Annotated in this window: 23 protein-coding genes; 10 read left to right on the forward strand and 13 right to left on the reverse strand. The window is 72.1% G+C overall.

Translation table 11 applies throughout. The features are described 5' to 3' along the window. The first annotated feature begins 729 nt into the window (after positions 1 to 729). The 3 genes from ACTOQ3_RS11790 (at position 730) to ACTOQ3_RS11800 (ending at position 4,878) form a co-directional block, all read left to right on the forward strand. The gene (locus ACTOQ3_RS11790; RefSeq protein WP_440083395.1) at positions 730 to 1,755 is read left to right on the forward strand and encodes a sensor histidine kinase; all 1,026 of its coding nucleotides are present in this window, start codon (positions 730 to 732) and stop codon (positions 1,753 to 1,755) included. Positions 1,756 to 1,780: 25 nt separating this feature from the next. Continuing rightward, positions 1,781 to 2,485 (forward strand): response regulator transcription factor, encoded by a 705-nt coding sequence (locus tag ACTOQ3_RS11795; RefSeq protein WP_440083396.1) that lies wholly within the window; start codon positions 1,781 to 1,783, stop codon positions 2,483 to 2,485. Positions 2,486 to 2,691: 206 nt separating this feature from the next. After that, positions 2,692 to 4,878 carry a BTAD domain-containing putative transcriptional regulator gene (locus ACTOQ3_RS11800; protein ID WP_440083397.1) on the forward strand — a complete coding sequence of 729 codons (2,187 nt, stop codon included), beginning with the start codon at positions 2,692 to 2,694 and terminating at the stop codon, positions 4,876 to 4,878. A gap of 157 nt (positions 4,879 to 5,035) precedes the next feature. On the opposite strand, the gene ACTOQ3_RS11805 is transcribed toward ACTOQ3_RS11800, so the two are convergent. Continuing rightward, a complete protein-coding gene (locus ACTOQ3_RS11805) occupies positions 5,036 to 6,256 on the reverse strand; it encodes a nucleotide disphospho-sugar-binding domain-containing protein (protein ID WP_440083398.1) in 1,221 nt (406 codons plus the stop codon). A gap of 485 nt (positions 6,257 to 6,741) precedes the next feature. On the opposite strand from ACTOQ3_RS11805, the gene ACTOQ3_RS11810 reads away from it, so the two are divergent. From ACTOQ3_RS11810 to ACTOQ3_RS11825, 4 genes are all read left to right on the forward strand, one after another. Further along, complete coding sequence (locus ACTOQ3_RS11810) at positions 6,742 to 7,662, forward strand: NAD-dependent epimerase/dehydratase family protein (protein WP_440083399.1); 921 nt, start codon at positions 6,742 to 6,744, stop codon at positions 7,660 to 7,662. Positions 7,663 to 7,698: 36 nt separating this feature from the next. Next, the gene (locus ACTOQ3_RS11815; RefSeq protein ID WP_440083400.1) at positions 7,699 to 9,177 is read left to right on the forward strand and encodes an NDP-hexose 2,3-dehydratase family protein; all 1,479 of its coding nucleotides are present in this window, start codon (positions 7,699 to 7,701) and stop codon (positions 9,175 to 9,177) included. Between the two features lie 46 nt (positions 9,178 to 9,223). After that, the gene (locus ACTOQ3_RS11820) at positions 9,224 to 10,501 is read left to right on the forward strand and encodes a cytochrome P450 family protein (RefSeq protein ID WP_440083401.1); all 1,278 of its coding nucleotides are present in this window, start codon (positions 9,224 to 9,226) and stop codon (positions 10,499 to 10,501) included. Between the two features lie 71 nt (positions 10,502 to 10,572). After that, a complete protein-coding gene (locus tag ACTOQ3_RS11825) occupies positions 10,573 to 11,838 on the forward strand; it encodes a class I SAM-dependent methyltransferase (protein ID WP_440083403.1) in 1,266 nt (421 codons plus the stop codon). Between the two features lie 56 nt (positions 11,839 to 11,894). On the opposite strand, the gene ACTOQ3_RS11830 is transcribed toward ACTOQ3_RS11825, so the two are convergent. The 9 genes from ACTOQ3_RS11830 to ACTOQ3_RS11870 form a co-directional block, all read right to left on the reverse strand. After that, positions 11,895 to 12,704 (reverse strand): SAM-dependent methyltransferase, encoded by an 810-nt coding sequence (locus tag ACTOQ3_RS11830; protein WP_440083404.1) that lies wholly within the window; start codon positions 12,702 to 12,704, stop codon positions 11,895 to 11,897. Then, entirely contained in the window at positions 12,701 to 13,720 is a 1,020-nt protein-coding gene (rfbB, locus tag ACTOQ3_RS11835) for a dTDP-glucose 4,6-dehydratase (RefSeq protein WP_440083405.1), read from the reverse strand. The genes ACTOQ3_RS11830 and rfbB overlap by 4 nt, the downstream gene beginning before the upstream one ends. Before the next feature lie 46 nt (positions 13,721 to 13,766). Then, positions 13,767 to 14,921: an aromatic ring-hydroxylating oxygenase subunit alpha gene (locus ACTOQ3_RS11840; RefSeq protein ID WP_440083406.1), complete on the reverse strand. Its 1,155-nt coding sequence runs from the start codon at positions 14,919 to 14,921 to the stop codon at positions 13,767 to 13,769. A 13-nt stretch (positions 14,922 to 14,934) separates the two neighbouring features. After that, positions 14,935 to 16,236: an activator-dependent family glycosyltransferase gene (locus tag ACTOQ3_RS11845; protein ID WP_440083407.1), complete on the reverse strand. Its 1,302-nt coding sequence runs from the start codon at positions 16,234 to 16,236 to the stop codon at positions 14,935 to 14,937. Positions 16,237 to 16,267: 31 nt separating this feature from the next. After that, the gene (locus ACTOQ3_RS11850; protein ID WP_440083408.1) at positions 16,268 to 17,056 is read right to left on the reverse strand and encodes a phytanoyl-CoA dioxygenase family protein; all 789 of its coding nucleotides are present in this window, start codon (positions 17,054 to 17,056) and stop codon (positions 16,268 to 16,270) included. A gap of 52 nt (positions 17,057 to 17,108) precedes the next feature. Further along, positions 17,109 to 18,257 (reverse strand): nucleotide disphospho-sugar-binding domain-containing protein, encoded by a 1,149-nt coding sequence (locus ACTOQ3_RS11855; protein ID WP_440083409.1) that lies wholly within the window; start codon positions 18,255 to 18,257, stop codon positions 17,109 to 17,111. A 20-nt stretch (positions 18,258 to 18,277) separates the two neighbouring features. Continuing rightward, complete coding sequence (locus ACTOQ3_RS11860; protein ID WP_440083411.1) at positions 18,278 to 18,481, reverse strand: hypothetical protein; 204 nt, start codon at positions 18,479 to 18,481, stop codon at positions 18,278 to 18,280. A 19-nt stretch (positions 18,482 to 18,500) separates the two neighbouring features. Next, positions 18,501 to 19,286, reverse strand: a complete 786-nt coding sequence (locus ACTOQ3_RS11865) for an SDR family NAD(P)-dependent oxidoreductase (protein WP_440083412.1) — start codon at positions 19,284 to 19,286, stop codon at positions 18,501 to 18,503. A 103-nt stretch (positions 19,287 to 19,389) separates the two neighbouring features. Beyond that, complete coding sequence (locus ACTOQ3_RS11870) at positions 19,390 to 19,848, reverse strand: nuclear transport factor 2 family protein (protein ID WP_440083413.1); 459 nt, start codon at positions 19,846 to 19,848, stop codon at positions 19,390 to 19,392. Between the two features lie 167 nt (positions 19,849 to 20,015). On the opposite strand from ACTOQ3_RS11870, the gene ACTOQ3_RS11875 reads away from it, so the two are divergent. Both ACTOQ3_RS11875 and ACTOQ3_RS11880 read left to right on the forward strand, forming a co-directional pair. Beyond that, on the forward strand, positions 20,016 to 20,795 hold the full coding sequence (locus ACTOQ3_RS11875) for a cyclase family protein (RefSeq protein ID WP_440083414.1): 780 nt from the start codon (positions 20,016 to 20,018) through the stop codon (positions 20,793 to 20,795). Positions 20,796 to 20,818: 23 nt separating this feature from the next. Then, positions 20,819 to 21,532, forward strand: coding sequence for a class I SAM-dependent methyltransferase (locus ACTOQ3_RS11880; protein ID WP_440083415.1), 714 nt, complete (start codon positions 20,819 to 20,821; stop codon positions 21,530 to 21,532). A 12-nt stretch (positions 21,533 to 21,544) separates the two neighbouring features. On the opposite strand, the gene rfbA is transcribed toward ACTOQ3_RS11880, so the two are convergent. Then, positions 21,545 to 22,420 (reverse strand): glucose-1-phosphate thymidylyltransferase RfbA, encoded by an 876-nt coding sequence (gene rfbA / locus ACTOQ3_RS11885; RefSeq protein WP_440083416.1) that lies wholly within the window; start codon positions 22,418 to 22,420, stop codon positions 21,545 to 21,547. Between the two features lie 152 nt (positions 22,421 to 22,572). Here rfbA and ACTOQ3_RS11890 point away from each other — a divergent pair, with 152 nt between their 5' ends. Further along, positions 22,573 to 23,685, forward strand: coding sequence for a DegT/DnrJ/EryC1/StrS family aminotransferase (locus ACTOQ3_RS11890; RefSeq protein ID WP_440083417.1), 1,113 nt, complete (start codon positions 22,573 to 22,575; stop codon positions 23,683 to 23,685). A 16-nt stretch (positions 23,686 to 23,701) separates the two neighbouring features. Here ACTOQ3_RS11890 and ACTOQ3_RS11895 read toward each other — a convergent pair whose 3' ends face one another. Together ACTOQ3_RS11895 and ACTOQ3_RS11900 are read right to left on the reverse strand one after the other, a co-directional pair. After that, positions 23,702 to 23,959, reverse strand: a complete 258-nt coding sequence (locus ACTOQ3_RS11895) for an acyl carrier protein (protein WP_440083418.1) — start codon at positions 23,957 to 23,959, stop codon at positions 23,702 to 23,704. Positions 23,960 to 23,981: 22 nt separating this feature from the next. Continuing rightward, a complete protein-coding gene (locus ACTOQ3_RS11900; protein WP_440083494.1) occupies positions 23,982 to 25,193 on the reverse strand; it encodes a ketosynthase chain-length factor in 1,212 nt (403 codons plus the stop codon). Between the last annotated feature and the right edge of the window lie 33 nt (positions 25,194 to 25,226).

Here is a 25,226-nt window from a genome sequence, read left to right on the forward strand (position 1 = left end):
GGGCGCTGGGAAAGCAGCCGACCCTCACGTATGAAAGCACCCCTAGGGTCGAAAACCGGCAATCAGCAAATATTCGTTCTCAGGATGCGGGGGAGGCCGCCCGTGCGCTGATATCGCCGGACACCGGGTGTCCGAAAAGGCCGTGGCGGTCCCGGCGGGCGCGATCTCATGAGTCCCACGGGCCCCACCGGTCACGAAAAGCTCAACCCACCCCTTATTTTGTGTGACTGAAATGTGACGCAAAATGACTTTTGCCTTAATTCGTGAGCAGGTATTGACCTTGCTCTCGCCGATTGAAATCCTCGATCGATAGGAAGGCGCGGCACGGCGCCGTGCGCGGTTCGGCGGGCAGGTTTCTCGCTGATCAGGCGCGACGCCGTCAGGCCGGGCCGTTCGATACGGGGACTTCCAGACGGTCATATCCGCTCGCCGTCGAATGTGTTTGCCAAGCGACCTCCTGGTCGGAGTGGAATGCGCGAGCGGCCCACCGTCGCCGGACGAAAAGGAGATTGGATTTCGTGCAGCTGCCGACCGACTCGGTTGTTCGGGCATGACCGGGGCGGCTCCTTCCGAACTGAACGACCCCGCCACGAGGCGCACCGTCCCTGTATCGCGACCGGACGCCTGCAATGGATTCGACAAGTTCTGAGGCTGCTGGTGACAAGAGATATCGACGTTGACGGCATGTTGCCGACGCCGGAAAGCGCGGCGCAGAATCTGGCATCACTCATGGAAACCGACAGGGCCGGGATCCGGGCCGCGTGCGAGCGTGCGCTCGACGCGATGAGCGGGCCGATCGCCGACGACACCGACGCCCGCGCCCGCGTTCTGGCCGACGCCGACCTGGTCCTTTCCGACGTGGTGGACAGTCTGCGCGCCGGACGCGCCCTGGTGGCGGAGAACGACCTGCGGGTGACCGGCGACGGCGAGAGCGCCGCCGCGCATCCGCTCGACTCGCTGCTGTTCTGGAAAGCGTTCTCTGACGTCGTGGTGCGCCGGCTGACGTACCACGCGGACGCCGCCGGTGACCGCGCCCTGTTCGCGCTCGCGGTCTCCGTCCTGAACGGGAGCATCACGGCGAGGCTCTCGGCAGGTCTGGTCGCCCACTCCGGCCGGCTGCTCGACAGGGTGCACGCGGCCCAGGCCGGCGAACGCGACCGCATCGCGCGCGACCTGCACGACCGGGTGGGCTTCTGGCTCGACACGGCGTTCCGGCAGACGGAACTGTTCGATGTGGCCAAGGAGCGGGGCTCGGATCTACGCAAGGCCGCCAAACCCGTCGAGCGGGCGCGCTTCGCGCTGCAGGAGGCCATGCGGAACCTGCGGGAGACGACCTCCGACCTCCGGGTGCAGGAGGTGAACAACCTGGAGAAAGCCCTGCTGACCGCGTTCGCCGCGCTGCCGGTCAACGAGGCGGACCTCCGCCTCACCATCAACGGGGACGAGTCCTGGGCGCCGAACACGGTCAAGGACGAGGTCTTCCTCATCGTCAGGGAGGCGGTCCGCAACGCGATCGTGCACGGGCGCCCCGGTCTTCTGTCTGTCAGCGTGCACATCGCGCCGCACGAGCTGCGCGTGTACGTCGACGACGACGGCACGGGGTTCGATCCGGAGGAGGAGGCCGGGGGTATCGGCCTGCTGGCGATGCAGGAACGCGCCGAACTGCTCGACGGCAAGCTGACCATGTCCACGGTGCAGGGGAGAGGAACTCATGTCGACCTTTACGTCCCGCTTTCCGAACGCGGCGAGGCCTGACCCGGCGCGGACGGAGATCCTGATCGTGGACGACCACGCTCTGGTGCGGGACGGAGTGCGGGAGATCCTGGAAACCCAGGAGGACATGGTCGTCGTCGGTGAGGCGAGCGACAGCGGCACCGCCGTCACCCTGACCGCCGAGACGAGGCCGCAGGTGGTGCTGCTCGACATCAGCATCCCCGGAGACGACGCCGTCACCACCGTGACCCGGATCCGCAGGCTCTCGCCCGGCACGGCCGTGGTCGTCCTCAGCATGTTCGAGGGACCGCAACTGCTGCGCAGCCTGCTGCACGCGGGCATCCGGGGCTATCTGCTCAAGAGCGCCACCAGGCAGGAACTCGTGGCGGCGATCCGCAGCGTCACCTCCGACGACGCCAGGGTGGTGCTCTCGGTCTCCCAGGACAGCCTGTTCCACCTGCGCGGCCCGGTCGAGGGGGTGCTGACCACGACCGAACGGGAGATCCTCCAGCTCACCGCGGAGGCGTTGAGCAACGCCCAGATCGCCGCGAGGCTCTCCCTCACCGAGGCGGCGGTCAAGCGGCATCTCGGCAAGATATTCGGCAAGCTGGGGGCCGTCTCGCGGATCGACGCGGTGAACAAGGCGGTGGCGGCGTCGCTGATCACGGTCGGGGCCGCGGCCGCCGGCCAGCCCGGCCCCGCGGAGCGGGCGCGGAGCGCCGGGCCGAAGCGCCGGCCGTCGAGGCCGGACCGGCAGGTCCGGCCGGGCTGAAGGGCGAAGGGGCCCGGAGATCGCGGCGAACGGTGAACCGCGGCGTGCCGTACGGCGGCACGGCGCGCCCCGCGGAGACTTTCGGTCGTACCCGAGCGGCCCGACGGGGCGCAGTCAGAAAACTTTCGGACTGACCGTCTTGTAAGGAGTCAAGGTCTTAGTTAGCTTCAATGAGTTCTGCGCCGACGGTTCAGCTTGGGGGCTCAATGGATTTTCGGGTGCTCGGTCCTGTGGAAATACTCTGCAACGGTAACAACGTCTTACCGACGGCGTCCAAACCGCGTCAGGTCATCTCGCTCCTGCTTCTTCGCAGGAATACGATGGTGCGCACCGACGAGCTTATCGACGAGCTCTGGGAAGAAAGCCCGCCCATGAGCGCCATGACGACGCTCCAGACGTACGTTTACAAACTGCGGAAGATCCTGACCGAGCCCGGCACGGAGGAGATCCTGAGGACCCGGCCGGGCGGATACGTCCTCGAGGTCCCCGACGGCTCGATCGACCTCCACCGCTTTGAGCGGGACGCCGCCCTGGGCCAGGCGGCGCTGGAGGGCGGCGACGTCACCGCCGCGGCCACGACCCTGCGCCGGGCCCTCGCCATGTGGCGCGGCCAGGCGCTGGTCGACGTCGTGCAGGGCGGGCTGCTGTCGTCCTACGTGACCCGCCTGGAGGAGCTGAGGACGCGCACCCTGGAACTCCGCATCGAGACCGACCTCCAGCTCGGCCGCCATCGCGAGCTGGTCAGCGAGCTCAAGTCGCTGGTGCTCGCCTATCCGCTGCACGAGCACCTGCACGCGTCCCTGATGGTCGCCCTGCACCGCTCGGGACGCCGCCACGAGGCGCTGGAGGTCTACCGCGTCCTGCGAGAGAACATGATCGAGAACCTGGGCCTGGATCCGGGCAGGGAGCTGCGCGAACTGCACCAGGCGCTGCTGGCCGACGCCCCGCTCGGCGACCCGGGCGACCAGGGCCGGCTCACGATCACCCCCGGCCCCCCGGCGGACCCCACGCCCCTCCCCGCCCACGGCGGGCCCGGCCGGCCCGAGACCCCGGCGGCGGACCGCTCGCCCAAGCCCGCCCACGAAACCGCGCGTCCCGTGTACGAGAACCCGCGTCCCGCCCACCAGGCTTCGCGTTCCGCGCACGAGACCGAGCCGGAGGCCGTCGCGGTCGACGCGACCGGCACCCCCGCCCTGCCCGCCTCGGCCATCGCCATCCCCGCCACCCCCGCCATCCCCGCCGCCCCCGGGGTCGACGCGGGGCCGATCGCCGCCCTCGTTCCGCCGCTGGGACCCCCGGCCCAGCTTCCCGCCGACATCGCGGACTTCACCGGGCGCGCGGAGATCGTCAAGGAGATCCTCTCGGGTCCGGCGTCCTCCGCAAGGGAGCGGACCGCCACCCTGATCGTGGCGATCAGCGGCATGCCGGGGGTGGGCAAGACGGCGCTGGCGATCCACCTCGCGCACCGGCTGCGCGACCGGTTTCCGGACGGACAGCTCTACGCGGAGCTTCGCGGCTCGGCCGAACGGTCCCGCGACCCGGCGGAGGTGCTCGCCGGGTTCCTCCTTGCGCTGGGCGTCCCGGAGGCGCTCATCCCCGGCGGGCTGGAGGAGCGCAGCACGCTGTTCCGTTCGGTGACGGCCGGACGGCGGCTCCTCGTGGTCCTGGACGACGCCGCGTCCCCGGCGGACGTGCGGCCCCTGATCCCGGGCGATCCGCGGTGCGCCGCCGTCGTCACCGGGCGGCGCAGGCTCCACGGGCTGGCCGGGAGCTGGGACGCCGACCTCGACGTCATGGACCGCGCCGAAGGCGTCGAGATGCTCGGGCGGGTGGTCGGCCGCGCGCGGCTGGACCGGGCGCCGGCGGCGGCGGACCGGCTGGTGGAACTGGGCGGCCGGTTGCCTCTCGCCCTGCGGTGCATCGGCAGCCGTCTGGCGATGACACCCGGCGTCTCGATCACCGACATGGTCGAGCGGCTGTCCGGGCCGCAGCCCACCCTCGACCTCCTGCGGGTCGGTGACCTCGACCTTCGAGCCAGGTTCGACTCCAGCTACGTCGGGCTGGGCAGGCAGGAGCAGGCCGTCTTCCGCCTGCTCAGCATGTTGCCCACTCCGAGATTCACCGCGCACGAGGCGGCCGAACTGCTCGGCTGGGACGCCGCCGACATCCGCGCCGCCCTCGAAGGCCTGGTCGAGCACCGGCTGATCACGGTGACGCAGTACGAGGACGGCGAGATCCGCTACCGTTTCCCCCAGCTGATCCTGAGCTACGCCCGGGAGCGCCTGACCATGGCGCTGGACCCCGGATCCCACCCCGGCCGGCTGTGCCCCGCCGCCGGGCCGGGAAAGCCCGCGGCCGCCGGCCGCAGAAGGCTGATGAGCGTCGGCGAGTAGTGCGGGGACCGGCTTCAGCGGGCCTCCAGCACCCTTCAAGGGGTCCTGCGCCGTCGCTCCCCGGATTGAGCGCGGATGCCGGACGGCGGCGAAGGAGGCACGATGAGATCTTCCGCGATCGGTCGCCCGGCGGTGACGGAGCCGGGCTCCCGCGCCCTCAGACGGCGGCCAGCTCCTCCAGTGACTCCACCAGCCGGGCCGGAGTGGGACGGGCCATGATCTCCTCACGGAGCGCGGTCGCGGCGGCGCGGTAGGAGCCGTCGGACAGGAGCTCGCCCACCGCGGCGCGGATGGCGTTGCGGTCGGCGAGGTGCCCGAGCAGGTGCCGGGCGGAGCCGGAGGCGGCCAGGCGCTCGCCCGTGACGGTCTGCTCGGCGGCGAAGGTCGCGACGAACTGCGGTATCCCGGCGTGCAGGGCGGTCAGCGTGCTCCCGCTCCCACCGTGGTGCACGACGGCGTCGCATCCGGACAGCAGCAGCCGCAGGGGCACGTGCTCCACGACGCGCGTCGACACCGGCACCGCGCCGAGCGCGGCCACGTCCGCGGGCGTCGCGGTGACGATCACGTCGCAGTCCAGGTCCCTCAGGGCGTGGATCACTTTGGGCAGCAGGTAGGAGTTCGGTCCCGAGACGGTGGACAGCGCCGTGGACCAGGTGACGCAGACGCGCGGCCGGTCCGCGGGCTGGAGCAGCCAGGTGGGGGCCGGCCGGTTGCCGTTGTAGGGCACGTACCGCACCGGAAGGCGCCGCGCCGAGGTGGGCGGGGCCAGGGAGGCCGGGCAGGGATCCACCACGTTCTCGATCATGTCGAGGCTCATTTCGCCCAGGCCGTACCGGGGGAACGAGCCGCTGTGGTCGGTCGGCACGATGCGCATGTGCTCCGCCTCGTGCGTGCCGACCGGCCCCCACAGGCACAGCGCGGACGGCACGCCGATCACCCGGCCGGCCAGCAGCCCCTCGAGGCTGGCCGGATCGTGGAGCACGACGTGCGGACGCCAGGCGCGGGCGTACTCGACGGCCGCGTCGAAGCTTCGAGCGGTCCTCGCGGACAGCTCCGGCGCGACGTTCTCCCGGAAGCCGTCGACGTCGAAGTCGCCGAGGTCGCCGAGCTGTTCCCCGGTCAGCGGGTGCAGCGGCAACCACGGATAGGGCCACACACCCTCCACGGCCTCCGCGTAGTACTGGAGCCGCAACCGGGTGACCACGTCCATGCCGTTCAGTACGGGGGCGGGGTGCAGCCCGGCCTCGCCGACCGGGCGGGCCTGGGAGGGCGTGCACAGCACGCGGGCCTCGTGTCCCGCGGCCTGTAGCGCCCACCCGAGCGGCACCATCGCCGAGTAGTGGGTCGGCCACGAGGACACCGTGAACAACACACGCATAAGAACTCCTCCGGTCTGGGCGATCGGGCGCCGGTCGCCTTCGGGGGCGTCCTGTACCACCACGCCCGTTCCGGGCGATCCGTCCTTCCCGCCGGCCCTCCTCGAAGGCGGCGCGCGTTTCCGCGAAGACGTCTCCTCGAAGGCGGCGGCGCGGCGGACGTGCGCCCCGGTCGCGCGGCGCCGGGCGGTACCCGGTTCGGGCCGTCGCGGGCGCTCGCGGTGACCCGGCTCCTCCGGCGTCCGGTGGCGAGCCGGTTCGGGTCGAGCATGTCCGGCGCGTCTCGGATCGGGCTCAACGATGACTGGGCGGGTCGCGCGCCGCTCGACTGCCGATCGTCCCGGCCAGGCGGCCGCCCCGCGGGCGTCAAGCGCACCGCGAGCGGCGGGTGGGAGCCTCGCCTTCAGAAGGCGCGCGGGTGGACGCGGAGGGATCGGGGAGCCGCCGGCGCCACGAGAGGACCACGAGAGGACACGGAGGAGCCGTTGTGGGCGAATCGCGAGTGGCCGTGGTCCTTGGCGCCACCGGCTTCGTCGGCGGCGCCGTCTGTGAGGCGTTCTCGGCCGCGGGACACGAGGTCGTCGCGGTCGCCAGGCACCGCACGTCGCGCGCGGCCGCTCACCGCTTCGTGCCGCTGGACGTCGCCACGGCGGTGCCCGCCGAACTGGCGCGGACCCTGGTCCGGCTGCGAGCGGACGTCGTGGTCAACGCGACCGGGGGGTGGCTCGCCACCGAGGAGGCGAACACGTTCCACCACGTGACCCTGGTGGAGAACCTTCTGGCGGGCCTGGCCGGCATGACCTCACCGCCGCGTCTCGTCCAGGTCGGCTCCATACACGAGTACGGCCCGGTGCCGCGCGGCGAGCCCATCCACGAGGAGATCAGCCCCCGCCCGCTCACCCCGTACGCCCGGACCAAGCTGGCCGGTTCCGAGGCGATCCTGCGCGCCGCGCGCCTGGGCCGGGTGGACGGGGTCGTGCTGCGGGCCGTCAACGTGTGCGGCCCGCACGTCACCACGGCGAGCTTCCTCGGCTCCGTCCTGGCCGGGCTGCGCGCGCTGCCGCCGTCACGGAAGCTGGAGCTTCGCATCGGCGACGATCGGCGGGACTTCCTCGACGTGCGCGACCTCGCGGACGCGGTGGTCAGGGCCGCCGGCGCGCCCGCCTGCGGGCGGGTCGTCAACGTGGGCCGCGGCGTGGCGGTCGCGATCCGCGAGATGGTGGCGCGCCTCGTCGCCGCGGCGGGACTCCCGCCGGAGGTCCTCCAAGAGCGCGGGGAGCCGGTGGGGTCGCGCGGAGACGGCTGGACCATGGCCGACATCCGCCTCGCCGGAGAACTGCTGGGCTGGGCCCCCCGAATCGGCCTCGACGAATCTGTGCGGGACATGTGGGAGGCGGCCGCTCGCTGACGTCCCCGTCCCCGGCGGCTATCCAGGAGAGTTCTCATGACGGATCTTTTCCCGCGTTCCTTGGCCGTGCCGGCGGCCCCGCCGACCGGGCGGGGAGGTGAGACGGCCCTGCGGATCGCCGAGTCGGCGATGTGCCGGGACGGGCGGGTCATGGACCTCGCGAGCTTCCGCCGCTGGTTCGCCGACCTCGGGCTCCGTACCTATACGCGGGCCGAGCGGGTCCCGCTCGAAGCGGTCGAAGGCTGGAGCAGCGACCCGGTGACCGGGAACATCGGCCACCGCAGCGGCGGGTTCTTCACCATCGAGGGGCTCGACGTGCGCATCCAGGACGGCCCGGTGCCGGACTGGCGGCAGCCCATCATCAACCAGCCGGAGGTCGGCATCCTCGGCATCCTCGTCAAGGAGTTCGACGGGGTGCTGCACTGCCTGATGCAGGCCAAGGTGGAGCCGGGCAACTGCGACGGCCCCCAGCTGTCGCCCACCGTCCAGGCGACCCGCAGCAACTACACCAGGGTGCACCAGGGCAGGCCGATTCCCTATCTGGAGTACTTCCAGGACGCCGGACGGCACCGGCTGATCACCGACGTGCGCCAGTCCGAGCAGGGGTCGGCCTTCCACCGCAAGCGCAACCGGAACATGGTGGTCGAGGTCACCGAGGACGTCGAGCTCCTCGACGGCTTCTGCTGGCTGACCGTCGGCCAGCTCCACCGGCTGCTCGCCGTCGACGACCTGGTCAACATGGACGCCCGGACCGTGCTGTCCTGCCTGCCGGTCGCCCACCCCGGCCTGGCCGCAGTGCTGCGGCCGGGCCCGGACGGCTTCCGCTCCGCACTCGTCAGGTCCTGCGACCCCGGCGCGCCGGCACTGTGGTCGATGGACGACGTGCTGAGCTGGATCACCGACCTGCGCAGCCGTACCGACGTGCGGACCGGCACCGTCCCGCTCAACGCCCTGCCCGGGTGGCGCAGGGTGGACGGGCGGATCTCGCACGAGAGCGGCCGGTTCTTCGACGTGATCGGCGTCCGCGTCGAGGCGAGCGGGCGCGAGGTGAGCCGGTGGTCGCAGCCGATGATCGAGCCGCACGGCATGGGCGTCGTGGCGTTCCTGGTCAGGCGCATCGACGGGGTGCTGCACGTGCTCGTGCACGCCCGCGTGGAGGCCGGCTACGTGGACGTGGTCGAGCTCGCGCCCACCGTGCAGTGCACGCCCGACAACTACGAGGTCCTGCCCCGCTCGGCCCGCCCGCGCTGGATCGGTGAGGTGGAGCGGGCCCGGCCCGGTCAGATCAGGTACGACGCCGTCCTGTCGGAGGAGGGCGGGCGCTTCTACCACGCCCGCAACCGCTACCTCATCATCGAGACCGACCTCGACGTGCACGCCCAGCCGCCGGACCACCGCTGGCTGACCGTGCACCAGCTCGGCGAACTGCTGCGGCACAGCCACTACGTCAACATCCAGGCGCGCAGCCTGATCGCCTGCCTGCACAGCCTCTCCGCCGGGCCCGATCCCGGGTGAGGGGGAATCGAGGCGGGCTATAGCGCCCCCTCCTAGCGTGAGGCGCATGGTGCAGACAGCGCCGGCCCGCCGGCTGAGCGAGGACCTGCTGGCACTTCGCGGCGTTCAGTGGCTGCCGGAGTCCATGGACGACCCGTACGCCCGGTTGCTGCGGGCGGCCGGCGACGACCCGGGGGAGCTCGGCCGGCGGATCCGGGAGCGCGGCCCCGTCTCCCTCAGCCTCGCGCGGGTCTGGGTGACCGCCTCCTACGAGCCGGGCGCGGCGATCCTCGCCGACCCGCGGCTGAGCCCCCGCCACCCCGGCGCCGGGACCGCGGAGGAGGAGGCGCCGTGGGACGTTCCCGCCCTCGGGCGGGTCCTGCCGCTGGAGGACGCCTTCGTGACCCTGGACCGGGCCGAGTACGACCGGCTGGCGCGCCGGGCCGGTCCCATGATCGCCGACGCGCTGGAAGGGCGCCGCCGCGAGATCGCGGACCTCCACCGGGCCCGGGTACGGCGGCCGACCGGCGGGTTCGACCTGATGACCGGATTCGCCCGCGACGCCGCGGTCACCGTGCTCGGTGACCTGCTGGGCCTGCCCCCGGCGCTGCGCGGCCGTTTCGCCGCCCTCTGCGCCGGAGCGGCGGGCACGCTGGACGCGACCTTCTGCCCGCCGCGCCTCGCCACCGCCCGCGAGCTGCTCGCGGCGCTCGCCGGGCTGCGCGAGCTGCTCGGCGAGACGATCCCGCCGGCGCGACCGTCTCCGGGGGAACGCCCGGCCGACGGGCCGCCGGGCGCGTCGGCCGACCTGGACGACCGCCCGGCCGACGCCCTCGCCGTCCGCGTGCTGCTCGCGGCCGTCGGCACCGACACCGCCGCCAACCTCGTCTGCGAGGCGGTCGCGGCGCTGCTCGACCATCCGCAGCAGCTGCGGCTGCTGCGCGAGGACCCCGGCCTCGCTCCCGCCGCGATCGAGGAGACGCTGCGGTACGCGCCCCCGATCCGGCTGCACCGCCGGTACGCCCACCAGGACGTCGAGATCGCCGGGCGGCGGATCGAGGCCGGTCAGGAGGTTGTCGTGGTGGCCGAGGCGGCGAACCGCGATCCCGAGGCGTACGCCGGGGCGGACCGCTTCGACCTCACGCGGCGGCCCGTGCGGCACCTGACCCTGCCCGCGGGCTCGCCCGCCGCCGTCGTCGCCCCGTTCGTGCGGGCCCAGGCGGCCGCCGCCGTCTCCGCCGTGGTGGCCGGCCTGCCGGACGTCCGCCGTGCCGGCGACGTGCTTCGCCGTCTGAGGTCCCCGGCCACCGCGGCGGTGCTGCGGTCGCCGGTCCGTACCGGATGAGGCCACGGAGATCCTCCGGCTGACCTCCGGGGCGGGCGCGGCTTTCATCGTCATCGAGAGAGGAGCCAGACATGGATACCAGTGGCAGCGTGCGAGAGGTCGTGGAGTGCCGGGTCTGCGGGGGAACGGACTGGCAGGAGGTGGTCTCCTTCGGGCTCGTCCCCCTGGCCAACGGCTTCCTGGACCCCGCCGACTCGTACGACGACGAGCCGTACTTCCCGCTGGGCGTCATCTCGTGCCGGTCCTGCCGGCTGCTGAGCGTGACCCACATCGTCGACCCGGAGGTCCTCTACCGCGACTACCCCTATGTCACCTCCGACTCCGACATCATCACCCGGCACATGACGTACGTCGCCGACACCTGCGTGGAACGCTTCGCGCTGCCGGAGGAGAGCCTGGTGGTGGAGGTCGGCAGCAACACGGGCGCGCAGCTCGTGGCGTTCCGGGACGCCGGCATGCGCACGCTCGGCGTGGACCCGGCGCGCAACCTCACCCAGGTGGCCACCGGCCGGGGCATCGAGACCCTGCCGGACTTCTTCTCCGCCGAGACCGCGCGGTCGATCGCGAAGGGGTACGGCCAGGCGCGGCTGATCGTGGCGCGTCACGTCTTCGCCCACATCGACAACGTGGCCGGGGTGGTCAGGGGCGTGCGCGAACTGCTCCCGCCCGAGGGGGTCTTCGCCGTCGAGGTGCCCTACGCGCTCGACCTCTTCGAGCAGAACGCCTTCGACACGATCTACCACGAGCACCTGTCGTACTTCAGCGTGGGCACCCTCGTCTCGCTCTTCGCCCGGCACGGGATGCGGGTCTTCGACGTCGAGCGGCTACCGGTGCACGGCGGCTCGATCCTGGTCTTCGTCGGGCACGACGACGGCCCGTGGGCGACGCGTCCCTCGGTCGGGGAACTGCTCCGCCTGGAGACGCGGGCCGAACTGCACAGCGACGCGGTCTACCGGGACTTCGCACTCAACGTCGACCGGGTCAGGGACGAGCTGCCCGCGCTCGTGCGGCGGCTCGCGACCGAGGGCAAGCGGATCGCGGGATACGGCGCCTCGGCCAAGGGGAACACGATCCTCAACGTGTGCGGGCTCGGCTCGGAGGAACTGGAGTTCTGCAGCGACACGACGGAGCTGAAGCAGGGCAAGGTGCTGCCGGGGACGCATGTCCCGGTCCGCTCGCCGGAGTTCGCGAAGGCCAACGTCCCGGACTACTACCTGCTGCTGGCCTGGAACTACTCCGACGAGATCCTTCGCAAGGAGTCGGCCTTCCTCGACAACGGGGGCAGGTTCATCCGGCCGATTCCCAAGCCCGTGATCACCTCGGCCGACTCGTTGTGACGCGAAACGCGGGTACGGCCCGTCAGGGGCCGTACCCGCGTGAGCGCGGCGGGACGTCAGCGGGTGGCGGTGACGATGGCGTAGCCGAGCCGTGCCGACCTCAGCATCGGCACCGTGCCCTCGACCTGGTCCACCAGCTCGGCGCCGAACCGTTCGACGAGACGTGCCCGGTCCTCGGAGATCTTCCCCGCGATGCGGTCGAGCGTGCGGCCGACGGACTGCTCGGTGATGTCGGCCGCCTCGACCGGGGTGAACCCGGCCCGGTTCAGCAGCGGCGGGTAGTCGGCGAGCTGGATCGGTTCGCCGAACAGCGACGCGAACGGCTTGTCCGGCACGTCGTGGGCGGGGGAGGTGAGCACGTCGGTGAGCGCCAGCCGGCCGCCGGGCCGTAGCGCGGCCGCCGCCTGCCGGAGGGGCTGGAGCCGGTCGGGCATGTGGAAGATGGACTCGAAGAACCACACGGCGTCGAAGGAGCCGGCGGGAAACGGCAGTTCCATGGCGTCGGCGAGCCGGAAGGTCACCTGGCCGCCCAGCCCCGAGGACTCCGCGAGGGCCGTCGCCTGCTCCACCTGGACCTGACTGATGGTGACGCCCACCACCTCCGCGCCCGTCTCCGCGGCGAGCTGGACCGCGGGCCCGCCGGTGCCGCAGCCGATGTCGAGCACCCGGTCGCCCGGTTTCACCGCGATCTTCTCGATCATCAGCTCGGTGAGCCGCCGCGAGGCCCGTTCCATCGTGGACTCGTCGGAGGGCGAGTCCCAGTAGCCGAAGTGCAGGCTGCCGCCCGTCAGCTCGGCCAGGAAACGGGTGGACTGCTGGTAGAAGTCGGCGACGTCCTGCTGCTGGGGTGCGGGGGTGGAGGTCATCTCGTCTCTCTCTCATCGCGGGTAGGGTGCGCGCCGGGCCCGGCGCGGCGGTGTTTGAGCGGCTCCCACCAGTCGCGGTTCGCGCGGTACCAGGCGACCGTGTCGGCGAGGCCGCGCGCGAAGTCGTGCCGCGGGCGGTAGCCGAGCTCGGTGCGGGCCTTGCCGGAGTCGAGGGAGTAGCGCAGATCGTGGCCCTTGCGGTCCGGCACGGGCCGGACCCTGCTCCAGTCGGCCCCGAAGGCGGCCAGCAGGCGTTCAGTGAGCTCGCGGTTGGTCAGCTCGACGCCGCCGCCGAGGTTGTACACCTCGCCGGGGCGGCCCGCGGTGCGCGCCAGGTCCACTCCCCGGCAGTGGTCCTCCACGTGCAGCCACTCGCGGACGTTGCGCCCGTCGCCGTAGAGCGGCACCCGCTCGCCGTCGAGAAGGTTGGTGACGAACAGCGGGATCACCTTCTCGGGGAACTGGCGCGGGCCGTAGGTGTTGGACGCCCGGGTGATCCGCACGTCCAGGCCGTGGGTGTGGTGGTAGGACAGGACCAGCAGGTCGGCGGCGGCCTTCGAGGCCGAGTACGGCGACCTCGGGTCGAGCGGGCTGTCCTCCGTCCAGGAGCCGTGCTCGACGGAGCCGTAGACCTCGTCGGTGGAGACGTGCACGAACCGTCTCACGCCGTGCCGCAGCGCCGCGTCCAGCAGCGTCTGGGTGCCCACCACGTTCGTGCGCACGAAGTCGCCGGCCCCGGCGATCGACCGGTCCACGTGCGACTCGGCGGCGAAGTGCACCACCTGGTCGGTCTCGGTCATCAGCTTGCCGACGAGCTCGGCGTCGCAGATGTCGCCCCGGACGAACCGCAGCCGGGGGTGCCCCTCGACGAGGTCGCCGAGGTTGCTCAGGTCGCCCGCGTAGGTGAGCTTGTCCAGCACGGTGACGTGCGGGGCGTCCGGCCCCCGCGAGTCCGTCAGCATGCGCGCGTAGGCGGAGCCGATGAAGCCGGCCGCGCCGGTGACGAGGAGTTTCAACCGGTTCCTTCCTCCAGGAGACGACCGCCGGGAACGCGCGGCGCGCTCATCCGGACCGCAGGGCCCGGGCCAGGCCGCGGTAGAAGGCGAGGACGCCGGGCTCCTTGGGGCTGAGGTGGCCCCGGTTCGCGAACCGGGAGCCGATCGTGCGCTGGACCGCCTCCAGCCCGTCGCGGTCCTCGGTGTTGACCACGGCCGCGCTCGCCTCCTGTTCCTTGCGGAGCGTCTCGAGATCGGCGCCCTCCAGCAGGGCCGGTGGCAGAAGGACGCCGCCGCGCACCTGGGTACGGTCGATCGACAGCGGGATGAAGCTGATCCAGACGATCGAGTCGGCGAAGGTCGCGACGCTGCCGGAGGGGAAGACGCAGTAGTTGTCCATGAACGCCCGCTGCTCGTCGCCGAGCGGCAGCACCCCGGGCTCCGCGGGCTCCCTGAAAGGGCTGCGCAGGCGCGTCGCCCACGGCGAGTCGACCCGCACGTCCATGTCGCCGCCGGGCGGGGTGATCAGCGCGACCGTGTTCGGGTGCAGGCCCATGACGTGGTAGTTCTCGTGCGCGTTCTCGACGGCGAGCTTCCAGTTGACCTGCCACTCCTCCTGCCAGGAGGCGACCTGGACCATGTCGCCGAGCGGGTAGCAGGCCGTCTCGCGCTCGAAGCGGTCCAGGTGCGGGGCCAGCGGTTCGGCGTCCGGGTCGAGGTTCACGAACACGAACCCGCGCCACTGTTCCACCCCGAACCCCGGCAACCGGCAGGACGCCGGGTCGAACGCCCTGTTGCCCCGCATGAACGTCGCGCCGAGCAGCCGCCCGTCCAGCCCGTACCGCCACAGGTGGTACCGGCAGGTGAAGGCGTCGGTACGGCCCGCGCCCGGCTCCACCAGCGGCATGTTCCGGTGCCGGCAGATCGGCGACATCGCGTGCAGCGAGCCGTCGGCGCCCCGGGTCACGACGACGGGCTCGCCCGCGACCGTGAGCGCGACGTAGTCGCCCGCCGCCGCCAGCTCGCCGGCGTGCCCCACCAGCACCCAGCTGCGGCCGAACACCCGCGAGCACTCCAGTTCGTAGAACTCTGGAGAGGTGTACGCCCGGGGCGGCAGGCTGATCGCCCGCGCGTCGTCCGCGTAGCGGCCCAGCTCCTGGAGGATCTCCTCGGTCTCCGTGGTCGCCCGTCCGCCGGCACCGGGCCGGTCCTCGCTCACCATGGGATTCCCTTCGTCAGGACCGCGGGCCGGTACCCGGCGCGCTGGCCAGGTGCCCGGCGGTCAGTTCCTCGATCGTCGGTACGATGTCGTTCGGCGTCCTCATCGCGAGGAGCTCGTCCCTGACCCGCCGGGAGTTCTCGGCGAACGAGGGGTCGCCCAGCACCCGCTCCAGCCGCTCGCGGAACAGCTCGGCGCTGAACTCCCTGAGGGAGACGGCCAGGAGCGTGCCCTGCCTCTCGTAGTCCCGGCCCATCCCCTCGCTGACCCACTCCCAGCCGGTGACGATCACCTGCGGGACAGCGTGCAGTTCCGCCGTGGCCTTCGTCTGGTAGCCGCCGTGGTGGACGACCGCCGCGCAGGTGGGCAGCAGGTCGTCGATCGGGACGAAGTCCACGACCCGCACATTGCCCGGCACCTCCCTCAGCAGTGCCCGCTGCGTCGGGGCGATGGCCGCCACCACCTCCACGTCCATCTCCGCCAGCGTCCCCATCAGGGCGTTGAGCATGGTGTCCAGGTCGAACAGCGCGTAGTCGCTGTCAATGCTGGTGCCGAGGGTGAGGCACACGCGGGGGCGGGCGGGTGGCTCCCGCAGCCAGGCGGGCACGACGCATCGCCCGTTGTAGGGCACGTATCGCACGGGCACGGTGGTGAGCCCCAGGTCCTCGCGCATGCTCGCCGGCCGGCTGTCGATGATCCACTGGCCGGTCAGCATCGTCTCGTCGAAGCGGCGGTCGCAGCCGATCCGCTCCAGGGTCGAGTCGAGCCATTCGGCCGTGGGGTCCTCGCGGTTCTCCGGCGGCAGCTCGGCCGACCGCCGGACGAACTCCCTGCGCACCCCCATCTGCAGAGCCATGTCCGGGCCGGACACCAGCCGCGCGTGCGCCGCGCCCGAGGCCAGCGCCGCCACCGGCCCCGCCATGCAGAAGCTCTCCCACAGCACCAGGTCCGGCCGCCAGAACCGGGCGTACTCCACCAGGCCGTCGATCATCTCGTCCCGGTTGAGCCGCGACCACAGGGCGGGGACCACGAGACTCTCGTAGGCGAGCAGCGTCTCCCACGACGGCCGCTCCTGTTCCAGCTCGGTGGTGTCGAGCTCGTTGCAGCGGGCGATGGCCGCCGTGTGGAACCGGCCGAGTCCCTCCTGCCAGGGAGGGCACTCGACCGGCACCGCCGTCAGGCCGGCCTGGGTGACGGCGTCGGCCAGGTCCCGCTTGCAGGCCACCCTGACCTCGTGTCCCGCGGTGCGCAGCGCCCAGGCCATCGGCACCATGAGCTGGAAGTGGCTGCCTTCGAGCGAGGCGAACATGACTCTCATCCGGGCTGCTCCTCCCGACCGGCCTCTGCGCTCACCCGATGGACGGGAACTTCTCGCCCTCCAGCCGCTGCCCCGGCCGGAGGTGGGTGAGGTACTGGTCCTGGACGCCCGGCCGGTAGGCGACGTCCTCGTCCGCGTAGATGACGCCGTTGGCCATCCTCGGCAGGTCCGTGGTGTTGGCCCCGGCCATGTGCACCGTGCGGAAGTGGTGGAAGACGACGTCGCCGGCGCGGATGGGCACCGACACCCTCGGCCGCCACGGGAACTCCGGCCAGATCTCCTCCATCGGACGGTGGTCGGCGAAGCTCTCCATGTGGATCTGGCGGTCGGCGTCCCCGCGCAGGTGGGAGCCGGGCACGTAACACAGGCAGCCCCGTTCCACCGGCACGTCGACCAGCGCGATCCAGGCGGTCAGCGTCCGCGACATGTTGGACAGCGGCAGTCCCGCCTCGTCGTCGTGGATCATCGTGGGCAGCGCCTCGCGGGGTTTCTTCACCAGTACGTCGCTGCTGTACAGGCGCAGCGGCCCGCCGGCGAGCCGCCTGGCCATCCCGGTGACGCGCGGATGCAGCGCCAGGCCGCGCAGCGTCTCGCTCTTGAGCCACGCCTCCTCGATGTAGTGCACCTGGCAGTCCTCCTCCGACTCGCCCCAGATCGTGGGCGTCTCGCGGCGGAGCAGCTCCTCCGACGCCGCCAGGAACGCCCCGACCTCGTCCTGGGACAGCACCCTGGGGACGTGCACGTATCCCTGCTCGCGGTAGAACCGGACGATGTCGCCGGTCAGGGACTCCGGTGTGCTCAGTTCGGCCTGGGCCGTCATGCCGGTGCTCCTTCCTCTCGCTGTTCCGCGGGCTTCGAGGTCATCGCGGAGGTCATCGCGGCCGCCCGGCCAGCTCGGCGAGCCGGGGGACCAGCTCGGCCGGCGCCGGCATGGACCGCAGTTCGTCGCGCGCCCGCAGCGCCGCGTCCCGCATGGACTCGTCCTTCAGCAGCGTGTGGCACTCCTCGGCCCCCAGCGACGCGGCGTCGGCCAGGATGCCGATCCCGCGCTGCGCGATCACGTCGACGTCGCTGTGCTGGTAGGACCCCTGGGGGAGCACGCACTGCGGAATCCCCGCCTGGATCGCGGTCATCGACGTCCCGCTCCCGCCGTGGTGGATCACGGCCGCGCAGGTCTCCAGCAGCGCGTCGAGCGGCGCCCACTCCACCACCCGGACGTTGTCCGGCAGCGGGCCGAGCAGCGACACGTCGCCGCCGCCGAGGGTGAGCACGAACTCGGCGTCCACATCACCGGCCGCGGCCATCAGCGGCGCGAGCACGGCGATGCCGCCCCACTGGGCCTCGATGGTGCCGAGGGTCACCGCGATCCTGGGGCGCTCCGGCCGGCGAAGAAGCCAGTCCGGGAGCACCGATCCGCCGTTGTAGGACACGTGGCGCATCGGCCAGGCGCCGGCCGACGACCGCTCCCGCGGGAGCAGCCTCGCGAAGCTCGGCGGGCACGTGCTGATCCGGGCGGCCGCGACCGGCTCGCCGGTGACGTCGTGCCGTTCGTACTGCTCGCGCATGGCCTCGCGCACCATCGCCGGGAGGTCCTCCCGCGCGTCGTACAGGCCGACGGGCATGTCCACGTACGGCAGGCCGAGCGCGGCGGCGGCGAGCGGGCCGGCGCCCTGAAGCGGCGGCGAGAAGATCAGGTCCGGCGACCACGACCGCGCGGCCTCGACGACGCCGTCCACCATCACCGCCGACACCCGGGCGAAGAGGCGGGCGAGCATCTCGTCCTCGGGATCGTCGGCGTGGACCGGCTGGGGACCGTCGCCGCCGCCCTCCGAGATGAAGATCGGCGCGTAGTCGAGGCCGGGCGTGACGTCGAACACGCCGAACCCCGCCTCGGACGCCGCGACGCTCAGGCCGCCGGTGGCGTAGCGGACCTCGTGCCCGGCGGCGCGGACGGCCTGCGCCAGGGGCACCGTGGGGAAGAGGTGCCCGAGGCCGGGAGAGGCGACGAACAGTACACGCATGGTTCCTCCAGCGATGGTTTCTACTTGCGGGGTCGGCCGGCGGTCCCGTGCGGGCCGGCCGTACCGGGCGGGACGTGGCCGGACTCGCGGAGCGCCAGGGCCCGCACGGCCCTGCCGGCCGTGAGGAAGGGCGTCGCGGTGAGGGGCGCCGCGGCGAGACGCGCCAGGCAGAAGCGGGTGAACCGCTGCCGGCGGTCCGCCCATCGGTTCTGGGTCGTATGCATTCCGCCTCCCGCCGGCGGGTCAGGTGAGGGACAGCCCGCCGTCGATCGGCAGCACCACGCCCGTCGCGTAACCGGCCTCACGACGGGTCAGCTGGACGATCCACCACGCGACCTCGGCGGGGTCGCCGACCCGGCCCAGCGGGGTGCGCGTGCCGATCTGCCGGAGGAAGTCCTCGTAGCCGTCCTCGGTCAGCCCCATCCGGGGGCCGGACCGCGTGTCGATCACGCCGGGGGCGACGCCCACCACCCGGATGCCCCGGGGGGCCAGCTCGACGCCCCAGGTCCGGGTGAGGAAGTCGAGCGCGGCCTTGGCCGCGCCGTACACGCCGTTGTCCGGCCAGGCGCGTGTCCCGAAGGAGCCGGCCGTGCCGATGTTCACCACGGTGCCGCCGCTCGCCTCCAGCGCGTCGAGCGCGGCCCGGACGAGGAGGATCGGGGCGATGAGGTTGGTGCCGATCTGGGCGTCGACGAGCTCGCGGTCCACTTGGGCGAGCGGCCGGTACCCGAGCGCGGCGGCGTTGTTCACCAGCACGTCGATCCGGCCGAACTCGCGCAGCGCCGTGTCCACGACGAGCTCGGGGGTGGCGGGGTCGGTGAGGTCGGCCGCCAGCACCCGGATCAGGTCATGGTCCTTGGCCGTCTCGACGAGGGTGGACTCGGTGCGCCCGACCACGAGGACTCCCGCGCCTTGTTCGGCGAACGCGTGCGCCGTGGCCCTGCCGATCCCGGTGCCGCCTCCGGTCACGATCACGGCGCGGGACACCCGGTCGTCTCTGTCGTCTCGGTCGTCGTTTGACGTCGTCATGCCCGGCACCGTAGGAACCGCTGCTCGAACCCGGATCGACTCTCGGTGGGCGCCGCGTCACCCGCCGCGTCACCCGCGGTGTCCTGCGGCGGCCCGTGGCCGGTCACGCCGTGCCCGTCCGCAGGTCCGGGCGGTCGTCGCGGGTGACGTGGCGCTCGCGGACGCGAAGCTCGCCGTCCTCGCGGACGAGGAGGTCCTCGCACACGCACATCAGGTGCAGCCGGGGCGCGCCGCCCCGAGGCGTGGCGATGATCTGCGCGTAGCTGCGCACCCGCAGCGCGTCGCCGTCCAGCGGCTCCACCGCCACCATGCTGAGCAGGTGACGGTGCACCTCACCGGCGTCGGCCAGGCCCGCCGCCGCCGCGCGCACCCCGGCGGCGAGGTTCTCCCGGCCCCGGATCGGCTCCGGCGCCGAGGGCGGGGCGAAGACGCCGTCCTCGGTGAAGGTCTCCGCCCACTCCCGCGCGGCTCCGGCGTCGAGCAGGTGCATGTGCCTGGCGTAGAACTGCTGCACTTCGGCGTAGAGGGCGGCGAGTGGCGGGCTGCCGGTCTGTACGGACATGGTTCCTCCTCCGTTCGGCCCCAGGGGCAGGGCCCCGATGCTGGGCGACCCGTCCGGAGAGCCGCTGGAGCGCGCGGTACGAGAGCGGGTTCGAGCGAGGCTCCAGGCGTTCGCGGGCGCCCGCGGCGACGATCGACGCGTTCAGTGGCGTTCTCCCGGAGGCGTACATGCGGCTCATCGACCTGTCCTCACCGGTGGACTCCTCCTCCTACGAACCCGATCCGCTGGTCCACGAGGTCCTCACCCCGCGCGAGGGGGCCGTCCACATGAGCGAGGAGATGCGCGAGCACTTCGGCGTCGACTTCGACCCGGACGAGCTGCCGGACGGGGAGTTCCTCTCGCTCGACCGGATGACCCTCACCACCCACACGGGCACCCACGTCGACGCGCCCTCGCACTACGGCTCGCGCGCCTCCTACGGCGACGGCGTGCCCCGGCACATCGACCGGATGCCGCTGGAGTGGTTCTTCAACCCTGGCGTGGTGCTCGACCTCACCGACGCGGCCACCGGAGCCGTCGGCGCGGACCGGGTGCGCAAGGAGCTCGAGCGCATCGGCTACACGCCCCGCCCGCTGGACATCGTGCTGCTGCACACCGGAGCGCAGCGGCACGCCGGCACCCCGCGGTACTTCACGGACTTCGCCGGGCTCGACGGCTCCGCCGTGCACTTCCTGCTGGATCTGGGGGTGCGCGTGATCGGTACGGACGCGTTCAGCCTGGACGCCCCGTTCGGGGACGTCATCGCCAGGTACCGGGCCACCGGGGACCGCTCGGTCCTGTGGCCGGCCCACTTCGCGGGACGCGACCGGGAGTACTGCCAGATCGAGCGCCTCGCCAACCTCGGCGCCCTGCCGGCGTCCCACGGCTTCCGCGTGGCGTGTTTTCCCGTGAAGATCGCCGGGGCGGGCGCCGGCTGGGCGCGCGCGGTCGCCGTGCTCGACGACTGACCCCACCCGGCTGTTAAGGAGGCATGATGTTCGGCCACGAGCTTGCGGAAGTCTACGAGGTCATCTATGGGAGCCGGGGAAAGAGCTGGACCGAGGAGGCCGAGGAGACCGGCGGGCTGATCAGGGCGCGCTTTCCCGGCGCGGACTCCCTGCTCGACGTGGCCTGCGGGACCGGCGCCCACCTGGAGGCGTTCGGCGGGTTGTTCGCGCACACCGAGGGCCTGGAGCTGGCACGGCCGATGCTGGACCTGGCCGTGAAGCGGCTCCCCGGTGTGCCGTTGCACGCCGGGGACATGCGGGACTTCGACCTCGGCCGCACCTTCGACGCGGTGGTGTGCATGTTCACCGCCATCGGGTACCTGAGCACCGAGGCGGACATGCGCGCCGCCGTACGGTCGATGGCCGGCCACCTCGAACCGGGCGGGGTGCTCGTGGTCGAGCCCTGGTGGTTCCCCGACCGGTTCATCGACGACTACGTCGCGGGCGACCTGGCCCGTACGGAGAGCATGACGGTCGCCCGCGTCTCGCACTCGACCCGGCACGGGCGCACCACGCGCATGGAGGTGCGCTTCCTCGTGGGGGACTCCGCCGGGGTCAGAGCCTTCACCGAGGTCGACCTGCTGACGCTGTTCACCCTGGAGGAGTATCTGGCGGCGTTCGCCGACGCGGGGTGCCCGGCGGAGTACGTCCAGGTCGGCTGGACCGAGCGCGGGGTCTTCGTCGGCCGCAAGCGGTGACGCCGGCGGTGCTCACGCGGCCAGCTCGTCGGCGATGGCCATGACGTACCGGCCGTAGCTGGACTTGCCGAGCCGCGCCCCGAGACGGTGGCACTCCTCGGCCCCGATGAAGCCCATCCGCAGCGCGACCTCCTCGACGCAGGCGATCCGCACCCCCTGGCGCTCCTCCAGCGTCCGCACGTACATGCTGGCCTGCAGGAGGGACTCCGGGGTGCCGGTGTCCAGCCAGGCGAACCCGCGGCCGAGGTCGATCAGCTTCGCCTGGCCCCGTTTCATGTAGGCGCGATTCAGGTCGGTGATCTCCAGCTCGCCGCGCTCGGACGGCCGCAGCTCCCCGGCCAGGCCGACCACGTCGTTGTCGTAGAGGTAGAGGCCGGTGATCGCCCGGTTGGAGCGGGGCAGGGCCGGCTTCTCCTCGATGGAGACGAGCCAGCCCTCGGCGTCGGTCTCGCCCACGCCGTAGCGCTCCGGGTCGTGCACCGGGTACCCGAACAGGGTGCAGCCGCGCAGGTTCGCGGTCTCCCTGGCCAGCAGCTCGGAGAAGGAGTTGCCATGGAAGATGTTGTCGCCGAGCACCAGCGCGACATCGTCGGAGCCGACGTGGCCGGCCCCGATGAGGAACGCCTCGGCGATCCCGCGCGGCTTGTCCTGCCGCGCGTAGGCGATGTTCAGCCCGAGGTGCGCCCCGTCGCCGAGCAGCCTGCGGAACTGCGGCATGTCCCCCGGCGTGGTGATGAGAAGGATGTCCCTGATACCGGCGAGCATCAGGACCGACAGCGGATAGTAGATCATCGGCTTGTCGCCCACCGGCAGCAGTTGCTTGGACACCGCAAGCGTCGCCGGATGCAGTCGGGTGCCGTTGCCGCCGGCCAGGATGATTCCTCGCATGCGTGTTCACCCCATTTATTAGAATTGCCCCATATTATTGCCCGCGTTTCTTCGGGCCACAAGGGCGGGGTCGTTGAATTGAGATGACTTCGAGCTGATTACGAGTGGTGTGCATTGTGCTGGAAGGCGAACCCGAAGGTGGTGGATAAAGCATGACCATTCGCGTGTGGGACTATTTAGCGGAATACGAGAAAGAGCGTGAGGACATTCTCGACGCGGTCGAGACGGTTTTCGGCTCCGGGAGGCTCGTGCTCGGCGCGAGTGTCAGGGGGTTCGAGGAGGAGTTCGCCGCCTACCACGGCGTACCGCACTGCGTCGGCGTCGACAACGGGACCAACGCCCTGAAACTGGGTCTCCAGGCGCTGGGAGTGGGGCCGGGCGACGAGGTGATCACGGTGTCCAACACCGCGGCGCCGACCGTGGTGGCCATCGACTCCGTGGGCGCGAAAGCCGTCTTCGTGGACGTGGACCCGGACACCTACCTCATGGACACCGGCCAGGTGGCGGCGGCGATCACCCCGCGCACCCGGTGCCTGCTCCCCGTGCACCTCTACGGCCAGTGCGTCGCCATGGCGCCGCTGGAGGCGCTGGCCGCCGAGCACGACCTGGTGATCCTGGAGGACTGCGCGCAGGCCCACGGCGCCCGGCACCACGGCCGGCCAGCCGGTTCGATGGGCGGGGCCGCGGCCTTCTCCTTCTATCCGACGAAGGTCCTCGGCGCGTACGGGGACGGCGGCGCGACGATCACCGCGGACGACGCGGTGGCCCGCGGCCTGCGGCGGCTGCGCTACTACGGCATGGAGGAGCGCTACTACGTCGTCGAGACCCCCGGCCACAACAGCCGGCTCGACGAGGTGCACGCGGAGATCCTGCGCCGGAAGCTGCGCCGCCTCGACGGGTATCTCGCCGCCCGGCGCGAGGTGGCCCGCAGGTACGAGGAGGGGCTGGCCGGCACCGGGCTCGTGCTGCCCCGTCTCGCCGAGGGCAACGACCACGTCTACTACGTCTACGTCGTGCGCCATCCGAGGCGGGACGAGATCATCGCGGCGCTCCGGGGATACGACATCGAGCTGAACATCAGCTACCCGTGGCCGGTGCACACGATGACCGGCTTCGCCCATCTCGGATACGCCCCCGGGTCCCTTCCGGTGACCGAGAGGCTCGCCGGGGAGATCTTCTCCCTGCCGATGTACGCCTCGCTCTCCCCGGACCTTCAGGACAAGGTCGTCAGCGCCCTCCGCGAGGTGCTGACGACCCTGTCCTGAACCGGGCCGGCGCCGCTCAGGCGACTCCGGTGGCGGCGTCGTGGACCAGCCCGAGGAAGGCTCGGGGGGTCTTCGCCTCCGTCACCTGGTCGTCGGCCAGCCGTATGCCGTGGTCGCGCTCGATCCGGCTCGCCGTCTCCAGCATCGCGAGCGAGTCGTAGCCGAGAGCGGTGAACTCCATGTCCAGGACGTCGTCCGCCGGGGCCGGCACCTCGCCGTCCCCGGCGCACTCGCGGACGATCTCCATGAGCCTGGTCACCGTCAGTTCTTCCATGTTCCACTCCTTCTGGGCTCCGTCAGGGAGCGTCTTGCTCCGGTCGCCGCGGGCCGCGCACGACCATCGCGGCGTTGAACCCGCCGTGTCCGCGGGCCAGTACCAGGGCGGCGGGCGACGGCAGTGGCCGGGGCCGCAGCACCAGGTCGATCCGGTAGTCCGGCACGGGGCGGGACACGTTCACCGTCGGCGGGATCACCCCGTGCCGCAGCGCCAGCAGGGCCGTGGCCAGGTCGAGCGCCGCACCGCCGGCGCCGAGCCGGCCGGTCAGCGTCTTGGGCGCGGTCACCGGCACCCCGTACGGGCCGAAGACCGCGCGCAGCGCGTCCGCCTCGATCCGGTCCAGCTCGGGCACGCCCGCGGCGTCGGCGAAGACCACGCCGAGGTCGGCGGGATCCGCCCCGGCGTCGTCGAGCGCCCGCTCGATCGCCCGGCGCAGGGTGGACGGGCGGCCCGACCCCGGAGGCGGGTCGAAGGTCGCGGCGTACCCCGCGATCTCGCCGTACCAGGAGGTGGCACCGCGTTTTCTGGCCGCGTCCTCCGGCTCCAGGACGAACAGCGCGCCGCCCTCACCCGGGACGAACCCGGCCGCGTCGGCGTCGAAGGGCAGGTAGGCGCGCGCCGGGTCCCGCGAGGCGCTGAGCCGGCCGCTCGTCTGCTGCGCGACCCAGCCCCACGGGCAGGGCGAGCCGTCCACCCCGCCGCCGAGCATCACCGGCGTCCCCCGGCGCAGGTGCCGCCGCGCCTGGGCGATGGCGTCGAGCCCGCCCGCCTGCTCCGTCACCAGCACGCCGCTGGGCCCGCGCAGGCCGTTCCGGATCGAGATCTGGCCCGAGTTCACCGCGTAGAACCACGCGAAGGACTGGTAGGCGCTGACGTGCTCGGGCCCCTTGCTCCACAGCTTCTCCAGCTCCCGGTGGCCGAAGTCGAACCCGCCGGCCGTGCTCGCGGTCACCACGCCGGCGCCGTACTCGGGCAGCGCCGACGGGATGATCGCGGCGTCCTCCAGCGCCCAGTCCGCCGCCACGAGCGCCAGCCGGGTCATGTGGTCGGTCTGCGGGAGCAGCCGGCTCGGCAGGTGCTCCTCGGGGACGAAGCCGTCGATCTCGGCGGCCAGCCGGCTCGTGTACGGCTCGCTGTCGAAGCGGGTGATCGGCCCGATCGCGCCCTCGCCGCGCAGCGTGGCGCTCCAGTGCGCGTCCGCGCCCAGGCCTGTCGGGGCCAGCACGCCCATGCCGGTCACCACCGTCACCGCCGTCCCCGCCGT

This window comes from Streptosporangium sp. LJ11 (assembly GCF_051918945.1).
Classification (GTDB): domain Bacteria; phylum Actinomycetota; class Actinomycetes; order Streptosporangiales; family Streptosporangiaceae; genus Streptosporangium.

Excerpts from the sequence above, each read along its gene's own strand:
- ACTOQ3_RS11790 (WP_440083395.1), top strand. The coding sequence starts at position 730 with ATGGAAACCGACAGGGCCGGGATCCGGGCCGCGTGCGAGCGTGCGCTC.
- ACTOQ3_RS11800 (WP_440083397.1), top strand. The coding sequence starts at position 2,692 with ATGGATTTTCGGGTGCTCGGTCCTGTGGAAATACTCTGCAACGGTAAC.
- ACTOQ3_RS11805 (WP_440083398.1), bottom strand. The coding sequence starts at position 6,256 with ATGCGTGTGTTGTTCACGGTGTCCTCGTGGCCGACCCACTACTCGGCG.
- ACTOQ3_RS11815 (WP_440083400.1), top strand. The coding sequence starts at position 7,699 with ATGACGGATCTTTTCCCGCGTTCCTTGGCCGTGCCGGCGGCCCCGCCG.
- ACTOQ3_RS11820 (WP_440083401.1), top strand. The coding sequence starts at position 9,224 with ATGGTGCAGACAGCGCCGGCCCGCCGGCTGAGCGAGGACCTGCTGGCA.
- ACTOQ3_RS11825 (WP_440083403.1), top strand. The coding sequence starts at position 10,573 with ATGGATACCAGTGGCAGCGTGCGAGAGGTCGTGGAGTGCCGGGTCTGC.
- ACTOQ3_RS11830 (WP_440083404.1), bottom strand. The coding sequence starts at position 12,704 with ATGACCTCCACCCCCGCACCCCAGCAGCAGGACGTCGCCGACTTCTAC.
- ACTOQ3_RS11840 (WP_440083406.1), bottom strand. The coding sequence starts at position 14,921 with ATGGTGAGCGAGGACCGGCCCGGTGCCGGCGGACGGGCGACCACGGAG.
- ACTOQ3_RS11845 (WP_440083407.1), bottom strand. The coding sequence starts at position 16,236 with ATGAGAGTCATGTTCGCCTCGCTCGAAGGCAGCCACTTCCAGCTCATG.
- ACTOQ3_RS11850 (WP_440083408.1), bottom strand. The coding sequence starts at position 17,056 with ATGACGGCCCAGGCCGAACTGAGCACACCGGAGTCCCTGACCGGCGAC.
- ACTOQ3_RS11855 (WP_440083409.1), bottom strand. The coding sequence starts at position 18,257 with ATGCGTGTACTGTTCGTCGCCTCTCCCGGCCTCGGGCACCTCTTCCCC.
- ACTOQ3_RS11860 (WP_440083411.1), bottom strand. The coding sequence starts at position 18,481 with ATGCATACGACCCAGAACCGATGGGCGGACCGCCGGCAGCGGTTCACC.
- ACTOQ3_RS11865 (WP_440083412.1), bottom strand. The coding sequence starts at position 19,286 with ATGACGACGTCAAACGACGACCGAGACGACAGAGACGACCGGGTGTCC.
- ACTOQ3_RS11870 (WP_440083413.1), bottom strand. The coding sequence starts at position 19,848 with ATGTCCGTACAGACCGGCAGCCCGCCACTCGCCGCCCTCTACGCCGAA.
- ACTOQ3_RS11875 (WP_440083414.1), top strand. The coding sequence starts at position 20,016 with ATGCGGCTCATCGACCTGTCCTCACCGGTGGACTCCTCCTCCTACGAA.
- ACTOQ3_RS11880 (WP_440083415.1), top strand. The coding sequence starts at position 20,819 with ATGATGTTCGGCCACGAGCTTGCGGAAGTCTACGAGGTCATCTATGGG.
- rfbA (WP_440083416.1), bottom strand. The coding sequence starts at position 22,420 with ATGCGAGGAATCATCCTGGCCGGCGGCAACGGCACCCGACTGCATCCG.
- ACTOQ3_RS11890 (WP_440083417.1), top strand. The coding sequence starts at position 22,573 with ATGACCATTCGCGTGTGGGACTATTTAGCGGAATACGAGAAAGAGCGT.
- ACTOQ3_RS11895 (WP_440083418.1), bottom strand. The coding sequence starts at position 23,959 with ATGGAAGAACTGACGGTGACCAGGCTCATGGAGATCGTCCGCGAGTGC.
- ACTOQ3_RS11900 (WP_440083494.1), bottom strand. The coding sequence starts at position 25,193 with ATGGGCGTGCTGGCCCCGACAGGCCTGGGCGCGGACGCGCACTGGAGC.